This is a genomic window from Variovorax sp. AC194, assembly GCF_979257995.1.
The window spans coordinates 559753-584451 of record NZ_OZ409823.1 but is presented as its reverse complement, the minus strand read 5'-3'; the positions used below and the strand labels follow the sequence as shown (position 1 = coordinate 584451).

The following is a 24699-nucleotide window of genomic DNA, read 5'->3' as shown; positions in this document are numbered from 1 at the left end:
CTCGGCCCCTTCGTTACCCCAGAAAAACCAGGAGCAACAACGTGCGTACTCTCACCCTCATCGGCCGTGCCGTCGCGGCAGGAACACTGGCCCTGGGCCTGGGCACTTTCGCCATGGCGCAAGGCGACGCCGGCACCTATCCGACCAAGCCGATCCGCCTGGTGGTTCCTTATCCGCCGGGCGGCGCGACCGACGTGGCCGCGCGCATGCTGAGCCCGCGCCTGCAGGAAGAGCTCGGGCAGACCGTGGTGGTGGAGAACCGCCCCGGCGCGGGCGGCAACATCGCCATGATCAACGTGGCGCAGAGCGCGCCCGATGGCCACACCCTGGCGGTGACGCTCACGGGCATGCTGTCGATCAACCCGGTCATCTACAAGAAGGCGGGCTTCCAGGCCTCGGACTTCGTGCCGGTGTCGCGTGTGTCGCTCGCGCCGCTGCTGCTGGTGGTGCCCGAGAAGTCGCCCTACAAGAACGTGCAGGAGCTGCTGGCTGCGGGCAAGAAGGCCGGCAAGGGCGGCTTGCCCTACGGATCGGCCGGCGCGGGCGGGCTGTCGCACCTGGCATCGGAAGCCTTCAACGCCAACGCCGACGGCAACTTCACGCACGTGCCCTACAAGGGCGGCGCGCCGCTGGTGCAGGCCCTGATGGCCAGCGAAGTGACCTGGGGCCTGCTGGGCACCGGCGACGTGCGCAGCTTCATCCAGTCGGGCAAGCTCAAGGCCATCGGGCAGTTGCGCAACGGCCGCTCCGAGCTGTGGCCCGACGTTCCGACGCTCACCGAGCAGGGCGTGCCGGGCGGCGTGGACTTCGATGTGTGGTTCGGCGTGGTGGCGCCCGCGAAGACGCCCGCGCCGGTCGTCAAGCTGCTGGGCGAGAAGATCGCAAAGATCACCGCCGAGCCGGCTTTCCGCAAACGCCTGAATGAACTGGGCGGCGTGGCACCGGCGACCGGCAACACGCCCGAGGCTTTCGCCGAGGTGCTCAAGCGCGAGCTGGCCATCCTGCCCAAGGCGGCGCAGGAGGCGGGATTGCAGCTCGACTGAGCGCCGGTCCGGGCGCGGGTCGCGCAGGTCGCGCAGGTCGCGTCTATCGCTTGGGCAGCGCGTACGCGATCACATGGTCGCCCGTGCGCGTGCCGAGCGAGCCGTGTCCGCCGGCCGCCACCAGCACGTACTGCCGGCCGTCGCTGCCGCGGTAGGTCATCGGCGTGGCCTGACCGCCCGCGGGCAGCCGGCTGCGCCAGAGCTCCTTGCCGTTGCCCACGTCGTAGCCGCGCACGTACTGGTCGAGCGTGCCCGAGAGGAACGCGACGCCGCCCGCGGTCATCACCGGTCCGCCCAGATTCGGCACGCCCATCGCGAACGGCAATGGCAGCGGCGAGCTGTCGCGCACCGTGCCGTTCTTGTGCATCCAGATGACCTTGCCGCTGCGCAGGTCCGCGCCCGCCACGTGGCCCCACGGCGGCGCCTGGCACGGCAGGCCGAGCACCGAGGTGAACGCGCTGAGCTTGATCGCGAACGGCGCGCCGAAGTTCTCGTTGAGCGCGGGCAGGCTGTCGTTCGGACGGTCCTTGCCTTGCACGTACAGCGTGGTGTCGTCCGCGCGCGGCACGAGCCTGGAGACGAAGGCCAGCGACGCGGGCGTGGTGAAGGCGATCTGCCGTTGCGGATCGACCGCGATGCTGCCCCAGTTGAAGACGCCGAAGTTGCCCGGATAGATGAGCGAGCCCTGCGTGGACGGCGGCGTGAAGCGGCCTTCGTAGCGCAGCCGGTGGAACGCGATGCGGCAGGCCAGCTGGTCGAAGATCGTGCCGCCCCACATGTCCGATGGCTTCAGCGCGGGCGGATCGAACGAGAGCCCCGACACCGGCTGCGTCGGCGCGGTGCGGTCGCCCGTGGCCGCGCCCTGCGGCGCGGGCCGCTCGTTCACCGGCACGATGGGCTTGCCGTTGCGCCGGTCGAGCACGAAGAGCTCGCCCTGCTTGGTCGGCTGCACCAGCGCCGGAATGGTTTCGCTGCCCACGCGCAGATCGATGAGGCTGGGCTGCGCGGGCACGTCGTAGTCCCAGAGGTCGTGGTGCACCGTCTGGAAGCTCCAGCGCACGCGGCCGCTCGCCAGATCGAGCGCCACCACCGACGACGAATAGCGCTCCGCGCCCTCGGTGCGCTTGCCGCCCCACTGGTCCGGCGGCTGGTTGCCCGTGGGCACGTAGACCAGCCCCAGCGCCTCGTCCACGCTGGAGATCGACCAGCTGTTGGGCGAGTTGACGGTGTAGGTGCGGTCGGCCGCGATGGGCGCGGTTTCCTCGGGGTTGCCCGAATCCCAGTTCCACACGAGTGCGCCGGTGTTCACGTCGAAGGCGCGGATCACGCCCGAGGTTTCCTGGGTCGAGACGTTGTCCAGCACCGTGCCGCCGACCACGATGAGCGAGCGCGTCACCACCACCGGCGAGGTCGAGTAGTAGGAGCCTGCCTTGACGTTGGGCATGTTCTTCCAGAGGTCGATCTGGCCGCTGCCGCCGCCGAATGCCATGCAGGGCTTGCCGCTGTCGGGGTCGAGCGCGATGACGCGGCCATCGGCGGTGGGCATGAACAGCTTGGCGTCGCACGCGCCTGCCGGTGCCGGTGCCGGTGCCGAAGGTGCAGGCGATGGCGATGACGTCGCTGCAGCAGCAGGTTGCGCCGCGCTCCCCGCGTAGTAGGAGAGCCCGCGACAGGTCAGGTGCTGCAGCGCGAGCGACTTCTGGACCTCGGGCGTGTAGCGCCAGATCTGCTCGCCGGTCGTCGCGTTGAGCGCGATCACCGCCTGGTGCGGCGTGCAGAGAAAGAGCCGCTCGCCGATCTTCAGCGGCGTGACCTCGAAGGTCGTCTCCTCCGGGTCGCCGGGCTGGCCTCGCACGTCGCCGGTGCGGAAGTGCCAGGCCTCTTCGAGCTGCCCGACGTTGGCCGGCGTGATCTGGTCGAGCGCCGAGTAGCGCTGGCCGAAGCCGGTGCCGCCGTAGGCGGTCCAGTCGTCCTTCGGCGCGGGCGGGCTGGCGAGCGCGGCGGCTGTTGCGCTGTTGGACGCATCGGGCAATGGCGCGATGCCCTCGATGCGCCCGGGCTCGCGCGTCCACGAGAACACCGCCGCCAGCAGGAAGGCCGCGAGCACCACGCCGAGCACGGCGCGCGTGCGGCCGATGCCCGTCGCATCGCGCCGCGCGAGCGCGCGCGCCACCCACGGCGAAAGCAGGAACAGGCCGACCACGAAGAACACATCGCCGCGCGCGGCCAGCGGCCACCAGTCGAAGCCCACTTCCCACAACGCCCACACCAGCGTGAGCAGGACCACCGCCGCGTAGTACAGCAGCCCGATGCCGCCGCCGCGCTTGAGGAGCAGCGCCGAGGCGATGAGCCCGAGCCCCGCGACAAGGTAGTACCACGAGCCCCCGAGCACGATGAGCCATGCGCCGGCGACCGCGAGCGCGAGGCCCGCAAGGCCCAGGAGCACCGCGATCACGACAAGCAATGTGGAGGGCGACGAGGACTCGGCGGGCTGGGTGAACTGGGCGGAGGAACGCGTCATGTCTTGGACTCCCGGGGCAGAGTCAAGACGTTAGGGCATCGATCGCGCGGCGCGCGTAGGCCGAAGGCTCAGGCGGCAGCAAAAACGCGCTCGGCGCGCTCGGCGCGCGCGCGCCGCGTTCGCGCATCGGGTTGCAGCGGCCTTAAGTATTCGTGCAGCGCGAGCGCCGCGGCGCCGACCGCGGGCGCGAGTTCTTCGTAGCGCGCAGTGCGCAACTCGGGCGCCGGCATGCCCGCGCCATCGGCATGGCGCTTCACGGCCTCGAACGCGGCCTGCACGAAGCCGCGATGTGCCGCGCACGACTTGCCGCCGAGCACGATCGCGCGCGGATTGAAGGTCACCCACAGGTTCTGCAGCAGCACGCCGAAGAAGGCCGCGGCGCGTGGCATGTCCACGCCTTCGCGCTCCAGCGTGCGCGAGCCGAAGAAGGCTTCGGCGCAGCCCCGGCGGCCGCACGAGCACAGCGGGCCATCGAGCTCGAGGATGGTGTGGCCGATCTCGCCGGCCATGCCCTGCGCGCCAGTGAAGAGGCGGTCGTTCAGGATCACGCCCGCGCCCACGCCGACGTCGCAGCTCACGAAGATGAGCGGGTCCTCGCCCTCGCCCGCGGCGAATTCGTATTCGCCGAGCACGGCCGCATCGGCATCGTTCTGCAGTTGCACGGTGACGCCGGGCAGGCCCGCGGTGGCGAACGATTTCTCGAGCGCGGGCAAGAGGCTCACGTTGCGCCAGCCGAGGTTGGGCGCGAAGCGCACGACGCCGGTGCAATCGTCCACCGCGCCCGGCACGCACACGCCGATGCTGGAGAGCCGCAGGCCCAGCGCGTCGAGCTGCCTGTGCGCCGCCGAAGCCATGTGCGCGACCTGCGCGCACACGCCGGCGGGCGAGCCGTCGGTGAGCGCGTGGGTGTTGGAGTACAGCACCTCGCCCTGCAGCGAGACGCACACGAGCCGCACGGTCTCCACCGCGATCTCCACGCCCATCAGTGCGCGCACGCCAACGTCGATCTGCAGCGGCGTCGAGGGGCGGCCCAGGCCATCGTTCACGGCCGCATCGGACTCCTTGAGCCAGCCTTCGTCGAGCAGCTCCCGCACCAAGAGGCTCACGGTGGATTTCGTGAGGCCGCTCTCGGTGGCCAGCCGCGCGCGCGAGAGCCCCGGCTGCGCGCGCAGCAGCCGCAGCAGCACGCTGCGGTTCATGCGCTTCAGGAGCTGCTGGTCGCCGATGGTCTTCATGTCGCGAGGCGGGTCGGAATCAGACCGCGGTCACGGCTGCGGCCGATGCCGCGTGGTGCGCCTGCGCTTTGCCTTCGGGGCGCTTGCCCGCGATGATCATCCCGAGCACTTCGTCCTCGGTCGCGTCCTCGGTGCGGTAGGTGCCCACGAGCTTGCCGTTCTTCATGACCGCGAGGCGGTCGCTCAGCGAGAACACGTCGGGCATGTCGTGCGTGATGAGGAAGATGCCCACGCCGTCGGCCTTGAGCTGCTTCACGAGGCCGCCGACCATCGCGGTTTCTTCAGGGCCGAGCGCCGCGCAGGGCTCGTCCATGATGAGGATGCGCGCGTTGAAATAGAGCGCCCGCGAGATCGCCACCACCTGCCGCTGCCCACCCGAGAGCCGGCGCACCGGCACGCGGATGTTGGTGAAGTTCTTGTTCAGGCGATGGAACACCTTGCGCGCCTGCACTTCCATGAAGTGGTCGTCCAGCGTGTTCCAGCGCGTCATCTTCTCGCGGCCGAGAAAGAGGTTGGACACCGAGTCGAGGTTGTCGGCGAGCGCGAGCGTCTGGTAGATGGTCTCGATGCCCTGCGCCTGCGCTTCGGCGGGCGTGCGGATGTTGACCTTCTCGCCCGCGATGAGCGTGTCGCCCGAGTCGATGGGGTAGGCGCCCGCGAGCATCTTCATGAGCGTGGACTTGCCCGCGCCGTTGTGGCCCAGGAGCGCCACCACTTCGCCGGGGTAGAGGTTCACGCTCACGCCGTCCACGGCCTTGACGCCGCCGAAGGCCTTGCGGATCTCGCGCAGTTCGACGAGGGGCTTGGAGGTGTCGATGGTGTCCATGTCAGTTCTCTCCGAACTTGCGGCGATAGAGCACGTCGAACACCACCGCCACGATCAGCACCTGGCCGATGATGACCATGCGCTTGCCGATGGGCACGTCGAGCAGCAGCATGCCGCTGTCCAGCGACTGCATGATGAGCGCGCCCAGCACCGAGCCGAAGATCGAGCCGCTGCCGCCCGCGAGCGCCGTGCCGCCGATGACGGCCGCCGCGATCACGTAGAGCTCCATGCCCGTGCCCAGCGAGTTGGTGCCGGCGTTGAGCCGCGCGATCGACACGATGGCCGCGACGGTGACCAGCACCGCCAGCAGCGCGAAGAGCATCAGCGTCACGCGCTTGACCGGAATGCCCACGAGCGCGGCCGCATCGGGGTTGCCGCCCATCGCGAACACATAGCGCCCGAAGCGCGTGCGGTGCACGATGAACGACAGCACGATGGCCACCACCGCCCAGATCAGCACCGGAATCGGAATGCCCTGCGGCTCCGACTTGGACGATATCTGGTAGTTGTTCATGACCGCCGCGAAGCCGACGACCACCGCCACCGGCACGGCCGTGATGAGCACGTCCAGCCACAGCGGCTCGGTGGGCATCTCGTAGCGCTGGCGCGCGCAGCGCTTCTGCACCATGCGCCCGAAGAGCACGAGCGCCACCAGCGCGGCGATCACCCAGCTCGCGGTGGTGCCGACGCCGCCGTCGTAGCCGCCGCCCAGGCGCTGGAAGAATTCGTCGTTCACCGGCTGCGTCTTGCCGTCGGCCACGAGGAAGGCCGCGCCGCGGAACGACATGAGGCCGCCGAGCGTGACCACGAACGAGGGCACGCCGAGCACCGCGGTGAGCCATCCCTGATAGATCGACACGAGCAGCGCGACCGCAAGCCCCGCGAGGCAGGCCGTGGGCCACGACCAGCCCGAGGTGTATTGCAGGTACGCGATGAGCACGCCCACGAAGCCCATCACCGAGCCGACCGACAGGTCGATGTGGCGCGCCACGATGATCAGCACCATCACGGTGGAGACGATGCCCACCACGGCGGTCTGCTGCGCGACGTTGTAGAGATTCTCGGGCGAGAGAAACACGCCGCCCGACATGACGCTGAAGGCCACCGCCATGACCACCAGCAGCACGCACATCAATATCAGGCGCAGGTCGACGCCCGTGCGGCGCCACCATCCCGGAGTTTCATTGCTCATTTCTTGGATACCCCCTCAAAGCCGATCCAGCGGATCCAGCGAATTCAGCAGATGCGCGTGGGCGTCCCGGCCGGGCTTTGGGAGCCCGGCCTGACGCATGCATCGCGCGGATGGACGACTGGCTCGGCGCGCTTACTTGCAGGCCGCGGGCGCGCTGGCCGCCGGGACGCCCTTGCAGAGCTCGTCCTTCTTGATCCAGCCGGCCTTGACCACGACGTCCAGGTTGTCGCGCGTGACCGGCACGGGCGTGAGCAGGCGCGAGGAGAGCGCGACCTTCTTCGGGCCCGAGTTCCACTGCGCGGCCTTCTCGACCGGCTTGCCCTGCGAGAGCGCGATGGCCGCGCTGGCGGCTTCGCGGCCGAGCTCGCGCGAGTCCTTGAAGATGGTGGCCGTCTGCGTGCCCAGCGCGATGCGGTTGAGCGCCGCGAAGTCCGCGTCCTGGCCCGACACCGGCACGCCGCGCAGGCCCTTGGCCGTGAGCGCGGCGACCGCGCCGCCGGCGGTGCCGTCGTTGGCAGCCACCACCGCGTCGACCTTGTTGGCGTTCTTGGTGAGGATCTGCTCCATGTTCTTCTGCGCGACCTCGGGCTTCCAGCCTTCGGTGTATTCGTCGCCGACGATCTTGATGTCGCCCTTCTTCACGGAGGGCTCCAGCACCTCCTGCTGGCCCGCGCGCAGGAAGTCGGCATTGGGGTCGCTCGGCGAGCCCTTGATGATCACGTAGTTGCCCTTGGGCTTGACCTTGAGCACCTCGCGCGCCTCCATGCGGCCGACCTCGACGTTGTCGAAGGTGATGTAGAAGACGCCGGGCGCCTCGATCAGGCGGTCGTACGCGACCACGGGCACCTTCTGGCGCGTGGCCTTGGTGATGGCCGGCAGGATGGCGTCCTTGTCCATCGCGAGCACGATGAGCGCCTTGGCGCCCTTGGACATCAGGCCCTCGATGTCGCCCAGTTGCTTCTCGGGCGAGCCGCCCGCATCGGCGCTGATGTACTTGGCGCCCAGCTTTTCCAGCTGCGCCTTGATGGCCGCCTCGTCGGTCTTCCAGCGCTCTTCCTGGAAGTTGGACCAGCTCACGCCGACCACGGTCTGGGCCAGTGCGCTCACGGCGGTGAGGCCGAAGGCCATGGCGGCCAAAGTTTGTTTGAGTTGCATCGGTGTCTCTCCTGCCGTGTAAGAAAATAGTTAGTTTGAAGGGCGAACTAACTATCCCATCGAGGCCGGGGGATTGCATCGGGGAATTCCCCGAGCGGTGCCGTCCGACAGGCACGCGCCGCGAAAAACGGTAAATTGATGTTTCAGCGGCCGGCCGGCAAGGTCGGCTTTTTTTGAGCCCGGCACGCACCCGTGCCCTTCTTTTCGGAGCGATGGCGTGAAGTACTGGTTGGTGGCAATCGGCCTGCTTGGCGGCATGGCCCATGCGCAGTCCGCGTGGTTCACGGTGGTGGGCGATCCGCTGGACAAGGCGACCGACACCGTGCAGGTCGATCCGTCCGGCGCCGCGTCGGCCGAACCTGCGCGGCAGGGCATGAACCTGCGCGTGAGCCGCGCCACGCCGCGCACCAACTGGGACGGCGTGCCCTACCGCTCCTACGAATCGCGCGTGGTGTTCGACTGCCAGGCGCGGCGCGCCTCCTACGTGGCCGCGCGCTTCTACATCGAGCCGTTGTGGCAGGGCGAGCCGCACCATGTTGCAGACTACGGCAATGCGCCCAAGCCCATGCTCTTTCGCGACATGAAGCAGAACCCGACGGCGCGCATCGTGCGCGCCGCATGCCGGTCGAGCTAGATCCGTCCTGCCGTTCGATACTGATACGATTTTTGTCACGCGCCCATTCCAGAGGCGCTGGAGACAAGATGGACTCGAGCACATCCGGCGCCGGTGAGGCGCTCTACCGCACGATGGTGCGCATCCGCGCCTTCGAGAACGCCGCCGAGACGGCCAGCCAGGGAGGGGTGAGCGCTTATGGCCAGCAGGCCGGCGGCGCCGCCAAGGTGCGCGGCCCGCTGCACCTCTCGACCGGGCAGGAGGCCGTGCCCGCAGGCGTGTGCGCGCACCTGCGCACGAGCGACTACCTCACCTCCACCCACCGCGGCCACGGCCACACGCTGGCCAAGGGCGCGGACCTCACCCGCATGATGTGCGAGCTCTTCGGCAAGGCCACGGGCTTCAACGGCGGCAAGGGCGGCTCGATGCACATCGCGGATTTTTCCGTCGGCATGCTGGGCGCCAACGGCGTGGTGGCGGCGGGGCTGCCGATCGCGGTCGGCGCGGCGCATGCGCAGAAGCTCATGAAGGCGGCGCAGGGCCGCTCCCAAGCCGCCTTGCCCCCCTCGGGGGGAGGTCCCGGCTTGCCGGAGCCAGGGGGCCACAGTGTGGGCGACGACATCACGGTCTGCTTCTTCGGCGACGGCGCGATCAACCGCGGGCCCTTTCTCGAAGCACTGAACTGGGCGCGCGTGTACGCGCTGCCGGTGCTCTTCGTCTGCGAGGACAACCGCTGGAGCGCGACCACCGCGAGCGGCCCGATGACGGCGGGCGACGGCGCCTCGGCGCGCGCCATGTCGATGGACATCGCAGCCACGCAGGTCGATGGCAACGACGTGTTCGCGGTGCACGCGGCCGCCGCGCGGCTCGTGGACGAAGTGCGCGGCGGCGCCGGGCCGCGCCTGCTGCATGCGCTGACGTACCGCGTGAAGGGGCATGTGTCGGTCGATCTCGCGGCGTACCGCGACCCGGCCGAACTGGCCGCGGCGCTGGAGACCGATCCGATCGCGCGCACGCGCGGCCACCTGCTCTCGGCCGGCGTGAGCGCGGCCACGCTCGATGCCATCGAGAACGCGGCGCGCGACGAAGTCGACACCGCGCTGGCCGTCGCCGATGCCGCGCCCTGGCCGGAGGCGAGCGCCGCCTTCACCGACGTGCAGACCACCGGAGCAGGCCAATGGCATTGAGCAAGGAACTGAGTTATTCCGAGGCCGCCGTGCTCGCGGTGCAGCGCGAGATGGAAGCCGATGCACGCGTGGTCGTGCTCGGCGAAGACGTCGGCCGCGGCGGCATCTTCGGCCAGTACAAGGGGCTGCAGGAACGCTTCGGCGCCGAGCGCGTGATCGACACGCCGATCAGCGAGGCCGCGATCATGGGCGCCGGCGTGGGCATGGCGCTCGCGGGGCTGCGGCCGGTGGTGGAAATGCGCGTGGTCGACTTCGCGCTCTGCGGCATGGACGAGCTGGTGAACCAAGCCGCCAAGAACCGCTTCATGTTCGGCGGCCAGGGCCGCGTGCCACTGGTGGCGCGCATGCCGGGCGGCATCTGGGACGCGTCGGCCGCGCAGCATTCGCAATCGCTCGAAGCGTGGTTTGCGCACCTGCCGGGCGTGGTGGTGGTGAGCCCCTCGACGCCGCAGGACAACTACGGGCTGCTGCGCTCGGCGCTGCAGTGCGGCGACCCGGTGGTCTACATCGAGCACAAGACGCTGTGGGGCCTGCGCGGCGAGGTGGACGAAGACATCGCCGTGCCGCTCGGCAAGGCGGCGCGCGTGCGCGAAGGCAACGCGCTCACGCTCGTGAGCTGGAGCCGGCAGATGCAGGCCTGCGCCGCGGCGTGCGATGCGCTCGCGGCCGAAGGCATCGCAGTCGATCTGATCGACCTGCGCACGCTGTGGCCGTGGGACCGCGAGACGGTGCTTTCATCGTGCGCGCGCACCGGGCGGTTGCTGGTGGTGCACGAGGCGGTGCAGGCCGCGGGCTTCGGCGCGGAGATCGCGGCGAGCGCCGCGGAGGCCACGGGCTGCCGCATCGCGCGGCTCGGCGCGCCGCGCATTCCGGTCGGCTATGCGCCGGTGCTGGAGGCGCAGTCGCGCATCGGCGCGGAGGCCATCGTGGCCACCGCGAAGAAGCTGCTGGCCTGAGCTTGCGGGTCTGACCTCAGGCGGCGAAGCCGCCGTCGATGTTCAGGCTCGCACCGGTCACGAAGGCCGCTTCGGGGCTGGCCAGGTACGCCACCATGCTCGCGATTTCGTCGGGGTGGCCGTGGCGCGGCAGCGCCATCAGGCCGTGCATCGCGGCGGCGTTCGGGCCGTCGACCGGGTTCATGTCGGTGTTGACCGGGCCGGGCTGCACGTTGTTGACGGTGATGCCGCGCGGGCCGAGGTCGCGCGCCAGGCCTTGCACCAGGCCCTTGAGCGCCGACTTGCTCATCGCGTAGGCCGCGCCGCCGGGCCAGGGCATGCGCTCGGCGTTGGTGCTGCCGATGTTGATGACGCGGCCGCCTTCGCCCATGTGGCGCGAGGCCGCCTTGGCCGCGACGAACACGGCGCGCACGTTGACGGCGAGCGTCTTGTCGAAGTCTTCGAGCGAGAAGTCGTCCAGTGCGCCGCCCAGGAACACGCCGGCGTTGTTCACCAGGATGTCGATCTTGCCGAGCGTGCGGGCCGCTTCGTCGATGCCGGCGGTGAGGGCCGCGGCGTCGGCGCTGTCGATCTTCAGCGCGAGCGCGCGGCCGCCTTCGGACTGGATGCTGCGGACCAGCTCGTCGGCCGGGGCGGCGGCGCTGCTGTAGCTGAAGGCCACGGCGGCACCGTCGCGCACCAGGCGCCGCACGATGGCCGCGCCGATGCCGCGCGAGCCGCCGGTGACGAAGGCGACCTTGCCGGCCAAAACGGGGGAGGAAGAGGAAGTGGTGGTGGAAGCCATGATTTTTCCGTTGTTCAGTGGAGGAATGACTTCAGTGTCGGGATTCCACTCCTTCTCCGGTAGCCATCAATCGGTGCAATCAAATTCAACCCAAAGTTGAAGATGAGATCGAAAATGGGCGCATGGAACCGCTCAATCACCTCGAATCCTTCGTGCAGAGCGCCGAAAGCGGCAGCTTCTCGGCGGCCGCGCGGCGCCTGGGGCTCACGCCGGCGGCGGTCAGCAAGAACGTGGCGCGGCTCGAAGCACGGCTGGGCGTGCGGCTGTTCCAGCGCAGCACGCGGCGGCTCACGCTGACCGAGGGCGGGGAGCGCTTCCTGGCGCAGATCGGCGCACCGCTCGCCACGCTACAGGAGGCGGTGGCGGGTCTCTCGAAAGACGACGGTCAGCCGGCCGGCACGCTGAAGGTGAGCATGGGCCAGGCCTTCGGGCGCGAGCACGTGCTGCCGATGATGGGCGACTTTCTCGCGCGCTACCCGGCCATCCTGCCCGACTGGTACTTCGACAACCAGCAGGTGGACCTGATCGGCGAAGGCTTCGACGCGGCCATCGGCGGCGGCATCGAGCTGTCTCCCGGCGTGGTGGCGCGGGAGCTCTCGCGCATCCACGTGGTGGCGGTGGCGTCGCCGGCCTACCTGGCGGGGCGCGAGATGCCCGCGCAGCCCGCGGACCTGGCGACGCTCGACGCGCTGCTGCGGCGCTCCTCGCCCACCGGGCGGCTGCGCAGCTGGACGCTGCAGCACGCGAACGGCCAGCAGGCCACGGTGGAGCTGCCGCGGCCGCGCGCGATCTTCAACGACCCCGAGGCGATCGCGCAGGCGGCGATGCTGGGGCTGGGCGCGGCGATGCTGCCGATGCCTTTCGTCGAGCGGGGCCTTCGCACCGGCGAGCTGGTGCGGCTGCTGCCCGAATGGCATTTCGATGCGGGCGTGGTGTGGCTCTACTACCCGAGCAAGAAGCTGCTGCCGCCGAAAACGCGGGTGTTTGTGGACTTCGTGCTGGAACGATTCCACAGCGAACGGTTTTCGCAGCGAATGCAAGTGTCCTGAAGGCGTCGATTCCCGGGGTTTTCACTCGCGGCGGCGGGCGGGGTTCACCTGTACAAACACGCGCATGAACTTATCTTTCAAAACGAATCGCCGGGCCGCGCTGACGGCGTCGGCCGCTGCAGCAGCCATCGCCCTCGCGGCGCCCGCTGCCTGGGCCCAGGGCACCTGGCCGACCAAGCCCGTGCGCATCGTCGTGCCCTTCGCGGCCGGCGGCACCACCGACATCCTGGCGCGCGCTGTCGCGCCCGAGCTCTCCAAGGCGTTCGGCCAGCAGTTCATCGTGGACAACCGCGCGGGCGCGGGCGGCAACGTGGGCGCCGAGCTCGTGGCGCGCGCGCCCAACGACGGCTACACGCTCCTGATGGGCACGGTGGGTACGCACGGCATCAACCGCGCGCTGTACCCCAAGCTGCCCTTCGATCCGATCAAGGACTTCGTGCCGATCACGCTGGTGGCCGCCGTGCCGAACGTGATGGAAATGAATGCCGAGAAAGCCAAGACGCTGAACATCCACAACGTGCAGGACTTCATCAAGTACGCCAAGGCGAACCCCGGCAAGCTGAACATGGCTTCGAGCGGCAGCGGCACCTCGATCCACCTGGCGGGCGAGCTCTTCAAGAGCATGACGGGCACCTTCATGGCCCACATTCCGTACAAGGGCTCGGGCCCGGCGCTGCTGGACATGGTGGGCGGCAATGCCGACGTGATGTTCGACAACCTGCCCTCGTCGATGGCGCAGATCAAGGGCGGCAAGCTCACCGCGCTGGCCGTGACCAGCGCGCAGCGCTCGCCGGCGCTGCCCGACCTTCCGACGGTGGAAGAAGCGGGCGGCCCGACGCTCAAGGGCTTCGAGGCGAGCTCGTGGTTCGGCCTCCTGGCGCCGGCCGGCACCTCGCCCGAAATCGTGAACCGGATTCAGCAGGAAGTGGCCAAGTCGCTCGGCACGCCCGCCATCAAGGAGAAGATGCTCGCGCAGGGTGCGATCCCGAGCGGCAATTCGCCGGCCGACTTCACCAAGCTCATTGCGAGCGAGCATGTGAAGTGGGCGAAGGTCGTCAAGGACTCCGGCGCTAAAGTGGACTGACGCTTCAGGTGCTCCAGGTCACGTCCTTGTTGTCGGCCTGCGAGTCCTTGAGCATGTGAAGCAGGGGCGCTGCACGCTGGTGCAGTCCTACATGCTGCTTCTCGGCATCGCTGGTGTGGCCTTCGACGGCGTAGTCGTCGTTGTTGTGGCTGTTGCTGCCCTCGCGCGTCAACGCGGCCTCGAGCGCGGCGATGGCGCCGGGAATCTGCTCGACCGTGATGATGCCCTGCGGCGCCGGCGACTTGCCGACGATGTCGAGCAGTTGGCGCGCATGCACTTCGAGCATCACGAAATCAGGAGAGGCCCGGGACTTGAAACGATAGAGCATGTTTTTTTCACTCACTTGTAGATGTAGTCACGGGCAAAAGGGTACACCGATTGCGCACCGCGCAAGACGCCCGCGCGCCCTACATTGCCGTCAGGCTTTGTCGACAACATCTGATGCAAGGAGATCCATCCCTGCTCGAAGCTCATGGCCGAGCCCGCCAGATACAGGCGGTAGGCGCGCAGCACGCGCTCGGCGTTCTCGCCCTGGCGGCCGCCGCTGCGCTGCAGCACCTCGCGCGCGGTGTCCAGCTGCGCCTCGAGCGCGTCGGACCAGGCCCAGAGCGTGCGCGCATAGTGCGGGCGCAGGCTCTCGGTGTCGACCATCTCCAGGCCCGCGGCGGCCGTCTCGCGCAGCACGTGCGTCACGTGCAGCAGCTCGCCGCCGGGGAAGATGTACTTCTCGATGAAATCGCCCATGCCCGCGCCGAGCTGGCGGTAGTTGAGCTCGCCCGAGGTGATGCCATGGTTGAGCACCAGGCCGCCGGGCTTCAGGAGCGAATGGATCTTACGGAAGTACGTCGGCATGTTGGCCGCGCCCACGTGCTCGAACATGCCGACCGAGGAGATCTTGTCGAAGGGCTGCTCGGCCGAGAGCTCCCGGTAGTCGCGCAACTCGACGCGCACGCGGCCCTGCAGGCCCTTCTCTTGGATCAGGCGCTGCACGTAGGCATGCTGGTTCTTCGACAGCGTGATGCCGGTCGCATCGACGCCGTAGTGCTCCGCGGCCCACAGGAGGAGCGCGCCCCAGCCCGAGCCGACGTCCAGGTAGCGCTCGCCCGGCTGGAGCATGAGCTTCTTGCAGATGTGGTCGAGCTTGGCTTCCTGCGCCTGGGCCAGCGTGAGCTCGGGCGTGCGGAAGTAGGCGCATGAATAGACCCGGCGCGCATCGAGCCAGAGCGCGTAGAAGTCGTCCGAGACGTCGTAGTGGAACTCGATCTGCGCCGCGTCCTTGCGCAGCGAATGCGAGCCGTGCGACTTGGCCCGGTGCTGCAGGCGGCTCCACCAGCCGGTGTCGGTTTCGGCCGGGTTGCCGGGCAGCATGCCGACGGTGGCGTCGATCAGGTCGCGCATGGCGCCTTCGATCTGCACCTTGCCCTCGACATAGGCCTCCCCGATGGCCCCGACCTGCCGGGCGGCCAGCTTGGCCAGCACCGTCCATTCCTTGAAAGCCAGCGTGACGCGGGCTCCCGCCTGGGCAACGCGCCGGCCATCCGGCAGTTCCAGCGCGATGGGGACAGGCAGCGAAGCCAGCTGCGACTCGATCTTGGGTATCAAGTTTTGCATGGGGCCCATGGTATTGATTTTTGCAAGTGTTTGCATCCCTCCCCGCGCCGGCCTCCCGGGGCCCGTTACGAAACCAGCATTGACAGCAGATTGTTTATGTCTAAACTATTCAACCATGAACAGCCTCAGCCCGGTCAAACCCGCTCCCGCCGCGGACCTCCAACGCATCCTGTGCATCGGCGGTGGGCCGGCAGGCCTGTATTTCGCCCTGTTGATGAAGGCGCGCAACCCCGCGTTGCAGATCACGGTGGTGGAGCGCAACCGGCCCTTCGACACCTTCGGCTGGGGCGTGGTGCTGAGCGACCAGACGCTGGGCAACCTCCGGGCCGCCGATGCCGACACCGCGGCGCTGATCGGCAACGAGTTCCATCACTGGGACGACATCCAGGTCTTCTTCAAGGGCCGCCAGGTGCGCTCGGGCGGCCACGGCTTCTGCGGCATCGGGCGCAAGCGCCTGCTGAACATCCTGCAGGAGCGCTGCCTCGCGCTGGGCGTGGACCTCGTGTTCGAGACCGACGCCACCGACGACCAGGCGATCGCCGCGCAATACAAGGCCGACCTCGTGATCGCGAGCGACGGTCTCAACAGCCGCATCCGCCAGCGCTACGCCGATGTGTTCAAGCCCGACGTGGACCTGCGCAACTGTCGCTTCGTGTGGCTGGGCACGCACCAGACCTTCGACGCCTTCACCTTCGCCTTCGAAGAGACCGAGCACGGCTGGTTCCAGGCGCACGCCTACCAGTTCGACGACAAGACCTCCACCTTCATCGTCGAGACGCCCGAAGCCGTATGGAAGGCCCACGGCCTGGACCAGATGGAGCAGCCCGAGGCCGTCGCCTTCTGCGAGAAGCTGTTCGCCAAGTACCTGGGCGGCCACGCGCTCATCAGCAACGCCACGCACCTGCGCGGCTCGGCCAACTGGATCCGCTTTCCGCGCGTGGTGTGCGAACGCTGGACGCACCGCATCGACGTCGAAGGCCGCTCGGTGCCCGTGGTGCTGATGGGCGATGCCGCGCACACGGCGCACTTCTCGATCGGCTCGGGCACCAAGCTCGCGCTGGAAGACGCGATCGACCTCGCGAACGAGTTCGAGCAGGGCGGCACGCTCGACCACGTGCTCGAAGGCTATGAGGCGCGTCGCAGCGTCGAGGTGCTGAAGATCCAGAACGCCGCGCGCAACTCCACCGAATGGTTCGAGAACGTGCCGCGCTACACCGGCATGCAGATCGAGCAGTTCGCCTATTCGCTGCTCACGCGCTCGCAGCGCATCAGCCACGAGAACCTGCGCGTGCGCGATACGCAATGGCTCGGCGGCTACGAGCAGTGGCTCGCGGGCGGCAAGGCGATGGCGCCGATGCTCATGCCCTACAAGGTGCGCGGGCTCACGTTGAAGAACCGCATCCTGGTCTCGCCGATGGCCACCTACAGCGCGGTCGACGGCGTGCCGCAAGACTTTTTGCTGGTGCACCTGGGCGCGCGCGCGCTCGGCGGCGCCGCGATGGTGTTCGTCGAGATGACGAGCCCGACGCCCGAGGGTCGCATCACGCCGGCCTGCACCGGCCTCTACAACGACGCGCAGCAGGCGGCCTTCAAGCGCATCGTCGATTTCGTGCACGGCCAGTCGAGCGCGAAGATCGCGATGCAGCTCGGCCACAGCGGCCCGAAGGGCTCCACGCGCGTCGGCTGGGAAGGCACGGACGAGCCGCTCGAAGACGGCAACTGGCCGGTGCTCGGCGCCAGCGCGCTGCCCTATGGCGAACAGAACCAGTTGCCCGCCGCCATCACGCGCGCCGAGATGGACACGCTGCGCGACCAGTTCGTCGATTCGACCCGCCGCACCGTCGAGTGCGGCTTCGATTGGCTCGAGTTGCACTGCGCACACGGCTACCTGCTGTCGGCCTTCATCAGCCCGCTCACCAACCAGCGCACCGACGAGTACGGCGGCGACATCGAAGCGCGCTGCCGCTATCCGCTCGAAGTGTTCCGCGCGATGCGCGCCGTGTGGCCCGCGGACAAGCCGATGAGCGTGCGCATCTCCGCGCACGACTGGGCGCCCGGCGGCAACACCGATGCGGACGCAGTCATCGTCGCGCGGCTCTTCAAGGAGGCCGGCGCCGATTTCATCGACGTGTCGTCGGGCCAGACAACGCGCGCCGCCAAGCCGGTGTATGGCCGCATGTACCAGACGCCGTTCTCCGACCGCATCCGCAACGAGGTCGGCATCGCCACCATCGCGGTGGGCGCGATCACCGAGGCGGACCAGGCCAACAGCATCATCGCGGCCGGCCGCGCCGACCTCTGCGCCATCGCGCGCCCGCACCTCGCGGACCCCGCATGGACGCTGCACGAAGCGGCCAAGCTGCAGAGCCGCGATGTCGACTGGCCCAAGCAATACCTGAGCGGCCGCGACCAGATGTACCGCGAGATCGCCAAGCAGCAGCAGATCGCCGCGGCAAATGCCGCGATGGCCGCCGCGCCGAACCCCGAGGAGACACACTGACATGGACCTCGAAGCGCGCGCGCACAGCGAACACCCCGAAGCCCTGCGGCTCTGGCTGCGGTTGCTCACCTGCACCCAGCTGATCGAGAAGCAGGTGCGCAACGAGTTGCGCTCGCAGTTCGCCACCACGCTGCCGCGCTTCGATCTCATGTCGCAACTGGAGCGCTCGCCCGAGGGCCTGAAGATGAACGAGCTCTCGCGCCGGATGATGGTGACGGGCGGCAACGTCACCGGCATCACCGACCAGCTGGTGACCGAAGGCGTGGTCGAGCGCATCAACGTCGAGGGCGACCGGCGTGCCTGGCGCGTGCGCCTCACCGCGCGCGGCCGCAAGCTCTTTCACGAGATGGCGCAGCAGCACGAAGACTGGATCGTCGAGGCCTTCGCGGGCCTCAGCAGCAAGGAGATCGCGCAGCTGCACAAGCTGCTCGGCAAGGTGAAGCAACACTCACACAACCAATCGATGGCGGAGACCCCATGAAGCACTACATCGGCGCAGGCAATCCCATGCGCGCCCAGTTCGAGGCGAAGGCAGCCTACAAGGCCGAGCACTTTGCATGGAGCTACGAGGCCGGCGTCGGCACCGTCACGCTGAACCGCCCCGAGCGCAAGAACCCGCTGACCTTCGATTCGTACGCCGAGCTGCGCGACCTGTTCCGCGCGTTGAACTACGCAACCGACGTGAAGGCGATCGTCGTCACCGGCGCGGGCGGCAATTTCTGCTCGGGCGGCGACGTGCACGAGATCATCGGACCGCTCACGGGCATGCGCATGCCTGAGCTGCTCGAGTTCACGCGCATGACCGGCGACCTGGTGAAGGCGATCCGCGCCTGCCCGCAGCCGATCGTGGGCGCCATCGACGGCGTGTGCGCCGGTGCCGGCGCGATGATCGCGCTGGCCTGCGACCTGCGCTACGGCTCGCCGGCCACGCGCACCGCGTTCCTCTTCACCCGCGTGGGCCTGGCCGGCGCGGACATGGGCGCATGCGCACTGCTGCCGCGCGTGATCGGCCAGGGCCGTGCGTCGGAACTGCTCTTCACCGGCCGCGCGATGACGGCGCAGGAAGGTCACGCCTGGGGCTTCTTCAACGCGCTGCACGAAAGCGACGCGCTGCTCGAGGCCGCCACCAAGATGGCGCGCGAACTGGCCGAAGGCCCGAGCTTCGCGCACGGCATGACCAAGACGATGCTCGCGCAGGAATGGTCGATGACCATCGACCAGGCGATCGAGGCCGAGGCGCAGGCGCAGGCGATCTGCATGCAGACCGAGGACTTCAAGCGCGCCTACGAAGCCTTCGCGGCCAAGCGCAAGCCCGTGTTCGGTGGGGACTGAAGCCATGATGACGAAGATTCCCGCGCCGCCTTCGACCGCGCACCTCGCGCTGCCCTTCTTCGACGAAGCGCATCGCGCGCTCGCACGCGACCTGCTGCCGTGGTGCGCAGAACAGGAGATCGACGAACGCGACGACCGCGCGGCCTGCCGCGAATGGGTGCGCCGCCTGGGCGATGGCGGCTGGCTGCGCTACGCGGTGCCCGGCAGCGCGGGCGGTGCGCTGGAGCGCCTCGATTCGCGCGCGCTGGTGCTGCTGCGCGAGACGCTCGGCTACCACTCGCCGCTGGCCGACTTCGCCTTTGCGATGCAGGGGCTGGGCAGCGGCGCGATCACGCTCGCGGGTACGCCGGAGCAGCAATCGACATATCTGACCGCGGTCGGCAAGGGCGAGAAGATCGCGGCCTTCGCATTGAGCGAACCCGATGCGGGCTCCGACGTGGCCGCGATGGCCATGCGCGCCGAACCCACGGCCGATGGCTGGCTGCTGAACGGTACGAAGACCTGGATCAGCAACGGCGGCATCGCCGACTTCTATTGCGTGTTCGCCAAGACCGATCCGACAGGCGGCACGCGCGGCATCACGGTGTTCATCGTCGATGCGACGACGCCGGGCCTGGATACCTCCGAGCACATCGACGTGATGGCGCCGCATCCGCTAGCCACGCTGCGCTTCGAGAACTGCGTCGTGCCGCGCACCGCGCAGCTGGGCGACCTGAACGGCGGCTTCAAGCTCGCGATGCGCACGCTCGACATCTTCCGTGCATCGGTTGCGGCCGCGGCACTCGGCATGGGCCGTCGCGCGCTCGCCGAAGCCATCGCGCATGCGAAGAGCCGCCGCATGTTCGGCCAGACGCTCGCGGACTTCCAGCTCACGCAGGCCAAGCTCGGCGAGATGGCCGCGTTGATCGACAGTGCCGCACTGCTGACCTACCGCGCCGCGTGGATGCGCGACGACGCCGAGCAACGCGGGGCGGCTGCCGTGGGCGATGTGTCCGCAGCCGCGGCGATGGCCAAGATGTGCGCCACCGAAAACGCGAGCCGCGTGATCGACATGGCGCTGCAGATGCACGGCGGCCTCGGCGTGAAGGTTGGCACGAAGATTGAAAGCCTCTACCGCGACATCCGTTCGCTGCGCATCTACGAAGGCGCGACGGAAGTCCAACAACTGATCATTGGCAAATCCGTTCTGCGGGGATAAATACCGTGTCTGCCCAAGTCGACCGCTTCGTTCACGACCGCCTGCCGCCCGCCGCGCAGTTGCCGGTGTTTCGCTATGACCTGCCCGAGCTGCAGTTGCCCGACCAGCTGAACCTCGTGGAGGAGCTGCTGGACAAGGCCGATGCCAAGGGCTTCGGCGACAAGCCGATGCTGCGCTCGCCGGCCGGCACGCTCACGTACAGCCAGGCTGCCGTCGAGGTCAACCGCATCGCGCAGGTGCTGACCGAAGACCTCGGGCTCGTGCCCGGCAACCGCGTGCTGCTGCGCGGCGGCAACTCGGTGGCGATGGCGCTCGCGTGGCTCGCGGTGGTGAAGGCCGGATTGATCGCGGTGGCGACGATGCCGCTGCTGCGCGCGAAGGAACTCGGCGACATCATCGAGAAAGCGCAGCCCGTGGCCGCGCTGTGCGACGGCCGCCTGCTCGATGAATTGGTGACCGCGCAGAAAGAGCATCCGGTGCTTGCGACGGTGATCGCATTCAACAAGCCCGATGCGGCGGACTCGCTCTCCGCGCGCGCGGCCGGCAAGAGCGGCGTGTTCACCGCATGCCCCACGGCGGCCGACGACATCGCGCTGCTTGCGTTCACGTCGGGCACCACGGGCAAGCCCAAGGCACCCGTCACCACGCACCGCGACGTGCTCGCGATGTGCGAGACCTGGCCGCGCCACGTGCTCAAGGCGCGCAGCGACGACATCGTGGTGGGCTCGCCGCCGCTGGCCTTCACCTTCGGGCTCGGCGGGCTGCTGGTGTTCCCGATGTGGGCTGGCGCTTCGGTGTATTTCGCCGATGCGCCGTTCACGCCCGAGGGGCTGGTCAAGCTCATCAACGAAGTCGGCGCGACCCTCTGCTACACGGCACCCACGTTCTACCGCCAGATGGCGCCGTTCGTGAAGCAGCACGGCATGCCGAGCCTGCGCATCAGCGTGAGCGCGGGCGAGGCCCTGCCCGATGCGACGCGCCAGCTCTGGAAGGACGCCACCGGCATCGAGATGCTCGACGGCATCGGCGGCACCGAGGTGTTCCACATCTACATTTCCGCCGCGGGCGCCGACGTGCGCAAGGGCGCGGTCGGCAAGGCGGTGCCCGGCTTCACCGCGAAGGTGGTGGACGACAAGGGCAACGAAGTGCCGCATGGCACCGTCGGCAAGCTCGCGCTGCAGGGGCCGGTCGGCTGCCGCTATCTGGACGATCCACGCCAGGCCGACTACGTGAAGAACGGCTGGAACTACCCCGGCGACTCGTTCGTGCAGGACGACGACGGCTACTTCTTCTACCAGGCGCGCGCCGACGACATGATCATCACCGCCGGCTACAACGTCGGTGGCCCGGAAGTCGAGGATGCGCTGCTCAAGCACCCCGCGGTGGCCGAGTGCGGCGTGATCGGCAAGCCCGATGCGGACCGCGGGATGATCGTGAAGGCCTTCTGCGTGCTCAAGCCCGGCAACGAAGGCGATGCGGCGCTCGTGAAGGCGCTGCAGGACCATGTGAAGGCCAGCATCGCGCCCTTCAAATACCCGCGGGAGATCGAGTTCGTGGCGGTGTTGCCGCGCACGGAAACCGGCAAGCTCCAGCGATTCAAACTGAGACAACTCAACGGCACCACATCATGATGAACAAACTCCTGCAGCCCGAAGGCTGGCTGCCCCCCAAGGGCTATGCGAACGGTGTCGCCGCGCGCGGCACGATGCTGTTCATCGGCGGCCAGATCGGATGGAATGCGCAACAGCAGTTCGAGTCGGACGACTTCATCGACCAGTGCGGCCTGGCGCTGCGCAACATCGCCGAGGTGCTGCGCGCGGGCGGCGCGGGCCCGGAGCACATGGTGCGCATGACCTGGTACGTGACGGACCGCGACGAGTACAGCCGCCGCTTGGCCGAGCTGGGCCCGGTCTATCGCGATGCGATGGGGCGCAACTTTCCGGCGATGACCTGCGTGCAGGTGGCGGCGCTGGTCGAGCACCGCGCGAAGGTCGAGATCGAGGTCACGGCGGTCATTCCGGACTGATCGTTTCTTTTCGCCATGCCGTCAGCCGACGGCGTGCGCGTAGCGCTTGCGGTACTCCGCCGGCGTGATGCCGACCTGGCGCTGGAACGCGCGCCGCAAGGTGTCGGCATCGGCGAATCCGCATTGGGCCGCCACCTGTTTCGGCGCGGCATCCCCGGCCTCGAGCAGGCGCCGTGCGGCGGAAACTCGAATGCCCTCGACCCAGGCTGCGGGTGTCGCGCCGACCTCTTGCGTGAAGAGCCGCGCGAAGTGGCGAGGGCTCAGGCTCATGCGCCCGGCCAGGTGGGCGACGCTGTGGTCTTCCGCGGGGTTCGCCGCGATCCAGCGCTGAACTTCCTGCAAAGCCGATCGGCCCGTGGGCGCGGCTTCGCCCTTGCGGCTGAACTGCATCTGGCCGCCCGGGCGCTTGAAGAACATCACGAGCTGGGCGGCGACTTTCATGGCGACCTCTCGGCCGAGATCTTCCTCGACGAGCGCGAGCGACAGGTCCAGGCCCGCGGTCACGCCGGCGGCGGTGCGCAGTCGCCCGTCGCGCACATGGATGGCATCGGCATCGACCTGCACTGCGGGGAAAGCTTGTGCCAACTGATCGGCCACCGCCCAGTGTGTTGTGACCCGCCTGCCGTTGAGCAACCCCGCCTGCGCCAGCACGAAGGCGCCGCTGCAGACCGAGCCAAAGCGGCGCGCCTTGGGCGTGAGCTTGCGCAGCCACGCGGTGACATCGAGGTTGGTTGCCGCGCTCGCGGCATGCGGCGTGCCGGCCACCAGGAGCGTGTGGATCGGCTCGTCGATGTCCTCGCCGATGACGGCGTCGGGCATGAGCCGCACGCCCGATGAACTGCGGATCGCGCCGGGCTGGCTCGCGATGACGCGCAGCCGGTAGGCCTCGGTGCGTGCCTGCACGTTCGCCTCGGCGAACACGTCGAGCGGGCCGGAGACGTCCAGCAGCTGGACGCCGGGCATGGCGAGGATCGCGATGGTCTTGGTGGTGGGCATGGCTGTTCTCCGTGTCTCTTTCGGGGACGCAATGGCAGAATTTGCCGCCTCACGTCCATTGAAGACACTGTAGCCGACTCCTAAAGTTGTTCCCACACTCACAGGAGAAATCCACATGGCTTTGACGACGACGATCGACGGGGTCCGCATCCCCGACAGCAAGCTCGCGCGCGAGATCACCGAAGTAGTTCGCGACACGGTGCCCTCGCTGCTGTTTCACCACTCCAGCCGGGTCTATTACTTCGGCGCGCTGGCCGGCAAGCGCCGCGGCCTCACGTTCGATCCGGAGCTGCTCTACGCCGGCGCGATGTTCCACGACATGGGGCTGGTGAAGGCGCACAGCAGCACGAACGAGCGCTTCGAGGTCGACGGGGCCAATGTGGCGCGCGATTTCCTGCGCGGCCACGGGATCTCGCAGCAGGATGTCGACCTGGTCTGGACGGCGATCGCGCTGCACACGACACCGGGGATTCCGCAGCACATGGACCCGGTCGTGGCGCTGGTGACGGCTGGGGTCGAGATGGACGTGCTGGGCCTGACTTACCCGGAGTACAGCGAGGCCGAGCGTACGCAGGTCGTGCATGCACACCCGCGCACCGAACACTTCAAGGAGGACATCATCCAGGCCTTCTACGACGGCATCAAGCACAAGCCGGAGACCACCTCCGGCAACGTGAAGGCCGATGTGATTGCGGACAAGGAGCCGCACTTCCACCGCGGCAATTTCTGCAGCGTGATTCGCTGCTCGGCTTGGCACGGCTGAGAAATCGGGGAAATCGGGGAAATAAAAAAGCCCTCATTGCGAGGGCTTCATTCATTCAATTTTCCGACCCAAGAAAAAAGGCCCTTTGAAATTCAAAGGGCCTTTTAAATTGGTTGCGCGAGCAAGATTTGAACTTGCGACCTTTGGGTTATGAGCCCAACGAGCTACCAGGCTGCTCCATCGCGCGGCAAGATGGAATTATAACTTATTCTGCAGCGCCTTGGTCGGCATCTGCTTCTTTAATTTCAGGACGGTCGACCAGTTCGACGAGGGCCATGGGTGCATTGTCGCCAACGCGGAAACCCATCTTCAGGATGCGCGTATAGCCGCCCGGACGTGCCGCGAAACGCGGGCCCAGATCGGCGAAGAGCTTGACGACGCTGTCGCGGTCGCGCAGGCGGTCGAAGGCCAGGCGCTTGTTGGCGAGCGTGGGCTTCTTGGCGAGCGTGATCATCGGTTCGATGACGCGGCGCAGTTCCTTGGCCTTGGGGACCGTGGTCTTGATGACTTCGTGCTCGATGAGCGAATTCATCATGTTCTGCAGCATCGCAAGGCGGTGCGAGCTGGTGCGGTTGAGTTTGCGAAGTCCGTGTCCGTGACGCATGGTGCTTTTCCTTTACTTTATTAA

General features: G+C 68.2%; 23 protein-coding genes and 1 tRNA gene. 13 read left to right on the top strand and 11 right to left on the bottom strand.

The features are described 5' to 3' along the window. The first annotated feature begins 41 nt into the window (after positions 1–41). Entirely contained in the window at positions 42–1043 is a 1002-nt protein-coding gene (locus tag ACZYRS_RS02815; RefSeq protein ID WP_463418038.1) for a Bug family tripartite tricarboxylate transporter substrate binding protein, read from the top strand. 43 nt (positions 1044–1086) lie between these two features. On the opposite strand, the gene ACZYRS_RS02810 is transcribed toward ACZYRS_RS02815, so the two are convergent. The 5 genes from ACZYRS_RS02810 to xylF form a co-directional block, all read right to left on the bottom strand. Beyond that, positions 1087–3564 carry a glucose/quinate/shikimate family membrane-bound PQQ-dependent dehydrogenase gene (locus ACZYRS_RS02810; protein ID WP_463418037.1) on the bottom strand — a complete coding sequence of 826 codons (2478 nt, stop codon included), beginning with the start codon at positions 3562–3564 and terminating at the stop codon, positions 1087–1089. 68 nt (positions 3565–3632) lie between these two features. Beyond that, positions 3633–4799: an ROK family transcriptional regulator gene (locus tag ACZYRS_RS02805; protein ID WP_463418036.1), complete on the bottom strand. Its 1167-nt coding sequence runs from the start codon at positions 4797–4799 to the stop codon at positions 3633–3635. 19 nt (positions 4800–4818) lie between these two features. After that, positions 4819–5625, bottom strand: coding sequence for an ATP-binding cassette domain-containing protein (locus ACZYRS_RS02800; protein WP_463418035.1), 807 nt, complete (start codon positions 5623–5625; stop codon positions 4819–4821). A gap of 1 nt (position 5626) precedes the next feature. Beyond that, on the bottom strand, positions 5627–6817 hold the full coding sequence (locus ACZYRS_RS02795; protein WP_463418034.1) for a sugar ABC transporter permease: 1191 nt from the start codon (positions 6815–6817) through the stop codon (positions 5627–5629). 132 nt (positions 6818–6949) lie between these two features. Next, positions 6950–7972 (bottom strand): D-xylose ABC transporter substrate-binding protein, encoded by a 1023-nt coding sequence (gene xylF, locus ACZYRS_RS02790; protein WP_013544086.1) that lies wholly within the window; start codon positions 7970–7972, stop codon positions 6950–6952. A 217-nt stretch (positions 7973–8189) separates the two neighbouring features. Here xylF and ACZYRS_RS02785 point away from each other — a divergent pair, with 217 nt between their 5' ends. The 3 genes from ACZYRS_RS02785 (at position 8190) to ACZYRS_RS02775 (ending at position 10728) form a co-directional block, all read left to right on the top strand. Beyond that, positions 8190–8606: a surface-adhesin E family protein gene (locus tag ACZYRS_RS02785; protein WP_463418033.1), complete on the top strand. Its 417-nt coding sequence runs from the start codon at positions 8190–8192 to the stop codon at positions 8604–8606. 68 nt (positions 8607–8674) lie between these two features. Further along, positions 8675–9772 (top strand): thiamine pyrophosphate-dependent dehydrogenase E1 component subunit alpha, encoded by a 1098-nt coding sequence (locus ACZYRS_RS02780; RefSeq protein WP_463418032.1) that lies wholly within the window; start codon positions 8675–8677, stop codon positions 9770–9772. After that, positions 9763–10728 carry an alpha-ketoacid dehydrogenase subunit beta gene (locus ACZYRS_RS02775; RefSeq protein ID WP_463418031.1) on the top strand — a complete coding sequence of 322 codons (966 nt, stop codon included), beginning with the start codon at positions 9763–9765 and terminating at the stop codon, positions 10726–10728. The genes ACZYRS_RS02780 and ACZYRS_RS02775 overlap by 10 nt, the downstream gene beginning before the upstream one ends. A gap of 16 nt (positions 10729–10744) precedes the next feature. Here ACZYRS_RS02775 and ACZYRS_RS02770 read toward each other — a convergent pair whose 3' ends face one another. After that, entirely contained in the window at positions 10745–11512 is a 768-nt protein-coding gene (locus tag ACZYRS_RS02770; RefSeq protein ID WP_463418030.1) for an SDR family oxidoreductase, read from the bottom strand. Between the two features lie 122 nt (positions 11513–11634). On the opposite strand from ACZYRS_RS02770, the gene ACZYRS_RS02765 reads away from it, so the two are divergent. Both ACZYRS_RS02765 and ACZYRS_RS02760 read left to right on the top strand, forming a co-directional pair. Continuing rightward, on the top strand, positions 11635–12561 hold the full coding sequence (locus tag ACZYRS_RS02765) for a LysR family transcriptional regulator (protein ID WP_463418029.1): 927 nt from the start codon (positions 11635–11637) through the stop codon (positions 12559–12561). A gap of 64 nt (positions 12562–12625) precedes the next feature. After that, positions 12626–13645, top strand: coding sequence for a Bug family tripartite tricarboxylate transporter substrate binding protein (locus ACZYRS_RS02760; RefSeq protein WP_463418028.1), 1020 nt, complete (start codon positions 12626–12628; stop codon positions 13643–13645). A gap of 4 nt (positions 13646–13649) precedes the next feature. Here the strand turns inward: ACZYRS_RS02760 and ACZYRS_RS02755 are convergent, their stop codons facing one another. Both ACZYRS_RS02755 and ACZYRS_RS02750 read right to left on the bottom strand, forming a co-directional pair. After that, a complete protein-coding gene (locus ACZYRS_RS02755) occupies positions 13650–13973 on the bottom strand; it encodes a DUF1840 domain-containing protein (RefSeq protein ID WP_198789704.1) in 324 nt (107 codons plus the stop codon). 11 nt (positions 13974–13984) lie between these two features. Then, positions 13985–15256 carry a class I SAM-dependent methyltransferase gene (locus ACZYRS_RS02750; protein WP_463418027.1) on the bottom strand — a complete coding sequence of 424 codons (1272 nt, stop codon included), beginning with the start codon at positions 15254–15256 and terminating at the stop codon, positions 13985–13987. A 115-nt stretch (positions 15257–15371) separates the two neighbouring features. Here ACZYRS_RS02750 and ACZYRS_RS02745 point away from each other — a divergent pair, with 115 nt between their 5' ends. The 6 genes from ACZYRS_RS02745 to ACZYRS_RS02720 are packed head-to-tail and all read left to right on the top strand — an operon-like array spanning position 15372 to position 22312. After that, the gene (locus ACZYRS_RS02745; protein WP_463418026.1) at positions 15372–17756 is read left to right on the top strand and encodes a bifunctional salicylyl-CoA 5-hydroxylase/oxidoreductase; all 2385 of its coding nucleotides are present in this window, start codon (positions 15372–15374) and stop codon (positions 17754–17756) included. Position 17757: 1 nt separating this feature from the next. Beyond that, positions 17758–18237 carry a MarR family winged helix-turn-helix transcriptional regulator gene (locus tag ACZYRS_RS02740; RefSeq protein ID WP_198789701.1) on the top strand — a complete coding sequence of 160 codons (480 nt, stop codon included), beginning with the start codon at positions 17758–17760 and terminating at the stop codon, positions 18235–18237. Continuing rightward, entirely contained in the window at positions 18234–19088 is an 855-nt protein-coding gene (locus ACZYRS_RS02735) for an enoyl-CoA hydratase family protein (RefSeq protein WP_176661738.1), read from the top strand. The genes ACZYRS_RS02740 and ACZYRS_RS02735 overlap by 4 nt, the downstream gene beginning before the upstream one ends. 4 nt (positions 19089–19092) lie before the next feature. Further along, positions 19093–20286, top strand: a complete 1194-nt coding sequence (locus ACZYRS_RS02730; RefSeq protein WP_463418025.1) for an acyl-CoA dehydrogenase family protein — start codon at positions 19093–19095, stop codon at positions 20284–20286. 5 nt (positions 20287–20291) lie between these two features. Further along, entirely contained in the window at positions 20292–21917 is a 1626-nt protein-coding gene (locus tag ACZYRS_RS02725) for an AMP-binding protein (protein ID WP_463418024.1), read from the top strand. After that, the gene (locus tag ACZYRS_RS02720; RefSeq protein ID WP_198789697.1) at positions 21914–22312 is read left to right on the top strand and encodes a RidA family protein; all 399 of its coding nucleotides are present in this window, start codon (positions 21914–21916) and stop codon (positions 22310–22312) included. The genes ACZYRS_RS02725 and ACZYRS_RS02720 overlap by 4 nt, the downstream gene beginning before the upstream one ends. 21 nt (positions 22313–22333) lie before the next feature. On the opposite strand, the gene ACZYRS_RS02715 is transcribed toward ACZYRS_RS02720, so the two are convergent. Continuing rightward, positions 22334–23308 carry a GlxA family transcriptional regulator gene (locus ACZYRS_RS02715; protein ID WP_463418023.1) on the bottom strand — a complete coding sequence of 325 codons (975 nt, stop codon included), beginning with the start codon at positions 23306–23308 and terminating at the stop codon, positions 22334–22336. A gap of 115 nt (positions 23309–23423) precedes the next feature. On the opposite strand from ACZYRS_RS02715, the gene ACZYRS_RS02710 reads away from it, so the two are divergent. Next, entirely contained in the window at positions 23424–24071 is a 648-nt protein-coding gene (locus ACZYRS_RS02710) for an HD domain-containing protein (protein ID WP_463418022.1), read from the top strand. A 110-nt stretch (positions 24072–24181) separates the two neighbouring features. Here ACZYRS_RS02710 and ACZYRS_RS02705 read toward each other — a convergent pair. Together ACZYRS_RS02705 and rplQ are read right to left on the bottom strand one after the other, a co-directional pair. Further along, positions 24182–24258: transfer RNA gene (locus tag ACZYRS_RS02705), tRNA-Met, on the bottom strand. 18 nt (positions 24259–24276) lie between these two features. Then, positions 24277–24675, bottom strand: a complete 399-nt coding sequence (rplQ, locus tag ACZYRS_RS02700; RefSeq protein WP_093436362.1) for a 50S ribosomal protein L17 — start codon at positions 24673–24675, stop codon at positions 24277–24279. Positions 24676–24699 lie beyond the last annotated feature (24 nt).

Bases quoted from the DNA above. Each gene is read 5' to 3' on its own strand.
- ACZYRS_RS02810 (WP_463418037.1), bottom strand. From the start codon at position 3,564: ATGACGCGTTCCTCCGCCCAGTTCACCCAGCCCGCCGAGTCCTCGTCG.
- ACZYRS_RS02780 (WP_463418032.1), top strand. From the start codon at position 8,675: ATGGACTCGAGCACATCCGGCGCCGGTGAGGCGCTCTACCGCACGATG.
- ACZYRS_RS02720 (WP_198789697.1), top strand. From the start codon at position 21,914: ATGATGAACAAACTCCTGCAGCCCGAAGGCTGGCTGCCCCCCAAGGGC.
- ACZYRS_RS02740 (WP_198789701.1), top strand. From the start codon at position 17,758: ATGGACCTCGAAGCGCGCGCGCACAGCGAACACCCCGAAGCCCTGCGG.
- ACZYRS_RS02775 (WP_463418031.1), top strand. From the start codon at position 9,763: ATGGCATTGAGCAAGGAACTGAGTTATTCCGAGGCCGCCGTGCTCGCG.
- ACZYRS_RS02765 (WP_463418029.1), top strand. From the start codon at position 11,635: ATGGAACCGCTCAATCACCTCGAATCCTTCGTGCAGAGCGCCGAAAGC.
- ACZYRS_RS02745 (WP_463418026.1), top strand. From the start codon at position 15,372: ATGAACAGCCTCAGCCCGGTCAAACCCGCTCCCGCCGCGGACCTCCAA.
- ACZYRS_RS02735 (WP_176661738.1), top strand. From the start codon at position 18,234: ATGAAGCACTACATCGGCGCAGGCAATCCCATGCGCGCCCAGTTCGAG.
- ACZYRS_RS02800 (WP_463418035.1), bottom strand. From the start codon at position 5,625: ATGGACACCATCGACACCTCCAAGCCCCTCGTCGAACTGCGCGAGATC.
- xylF (WP_013544086.1), bottom strand. From the start codon at position 7,972: ATGCAACTCAAACAAACTTTGGCCGCCATGGCCTTCGGCCTCACCGCC.
- ACZYRS_RS02760 (WP_463418028.1), top strand. From the start codon at position 12,626: ATGAACTTATCTTTCAAAACGAATCGCCGGGCCGCGCTGACGGCGTCG.
- ACZYRS_RS02805 (WP_463418036.1), bottom strand. From the start codon at position 4,799: ATGAAGACCATCGGCGACCAGCAGCTCCTGAAGCGCATGAACCGCAGC.
- ACZYRS_RS02715 (WP_463418023.1), bottom strand. From the start codon at position 23,308: ATGCCCACCACCAAGACCATCGCGATCCTCGCCATGCCCGGCGTCCAG.
- ACZYRS_RS02750 (WP_463418027.1), bottom strand. From the start codon at position 15,256: ATGCAAAACTTGATACCCAAGATCGAGTCGCAGCTGGCTTCGCTGCCT.
- ACZYRS_RS02730 (WP_463418025.1), top strand. From the start codon at position 19,093: ATGATGACGAAGATTCCCGCGCCGCCTTCGACCGCGCACCTCGCGCTG.
- ACZYRS_RS02770 (WP_463418030.1), bottom strand. From the start codon at position 11,512: ATGGCTTCCACCACCACTTCCTCTTCCTCCCCCGTTTTGGCCGGCAAG.
- ACZYRS_RS02755 (WP_198789704.1), bottom strand. From the start codon at position 13,973: ATGCTCTATCGTTTCAAGTCCCGGGCCTCTCCTGATTTCGTGATGCTC.
- ACZYRS_RS02710 (WP_463418022.1), top strand. From the start codon at position 23,424: ATGGCTTTGACGACGACGATCGACGGGGTCCGCATCCCCGACAGCAAG.
- rplQ (WP_093436362.1), bottom strand. From the start codon at position 24,675: ATGCGTCACGGACACGGACTTCGCAAACTCAACCGCACCAGCTCGCAC.
- ACZYRS_RS02795 (WP_463418034.1), bottom strand. From the start codon at position 6,817: ATGAGCAATGAAACTCCGGGATGGTGGCGCCGCACGGGCGTCGACCTG.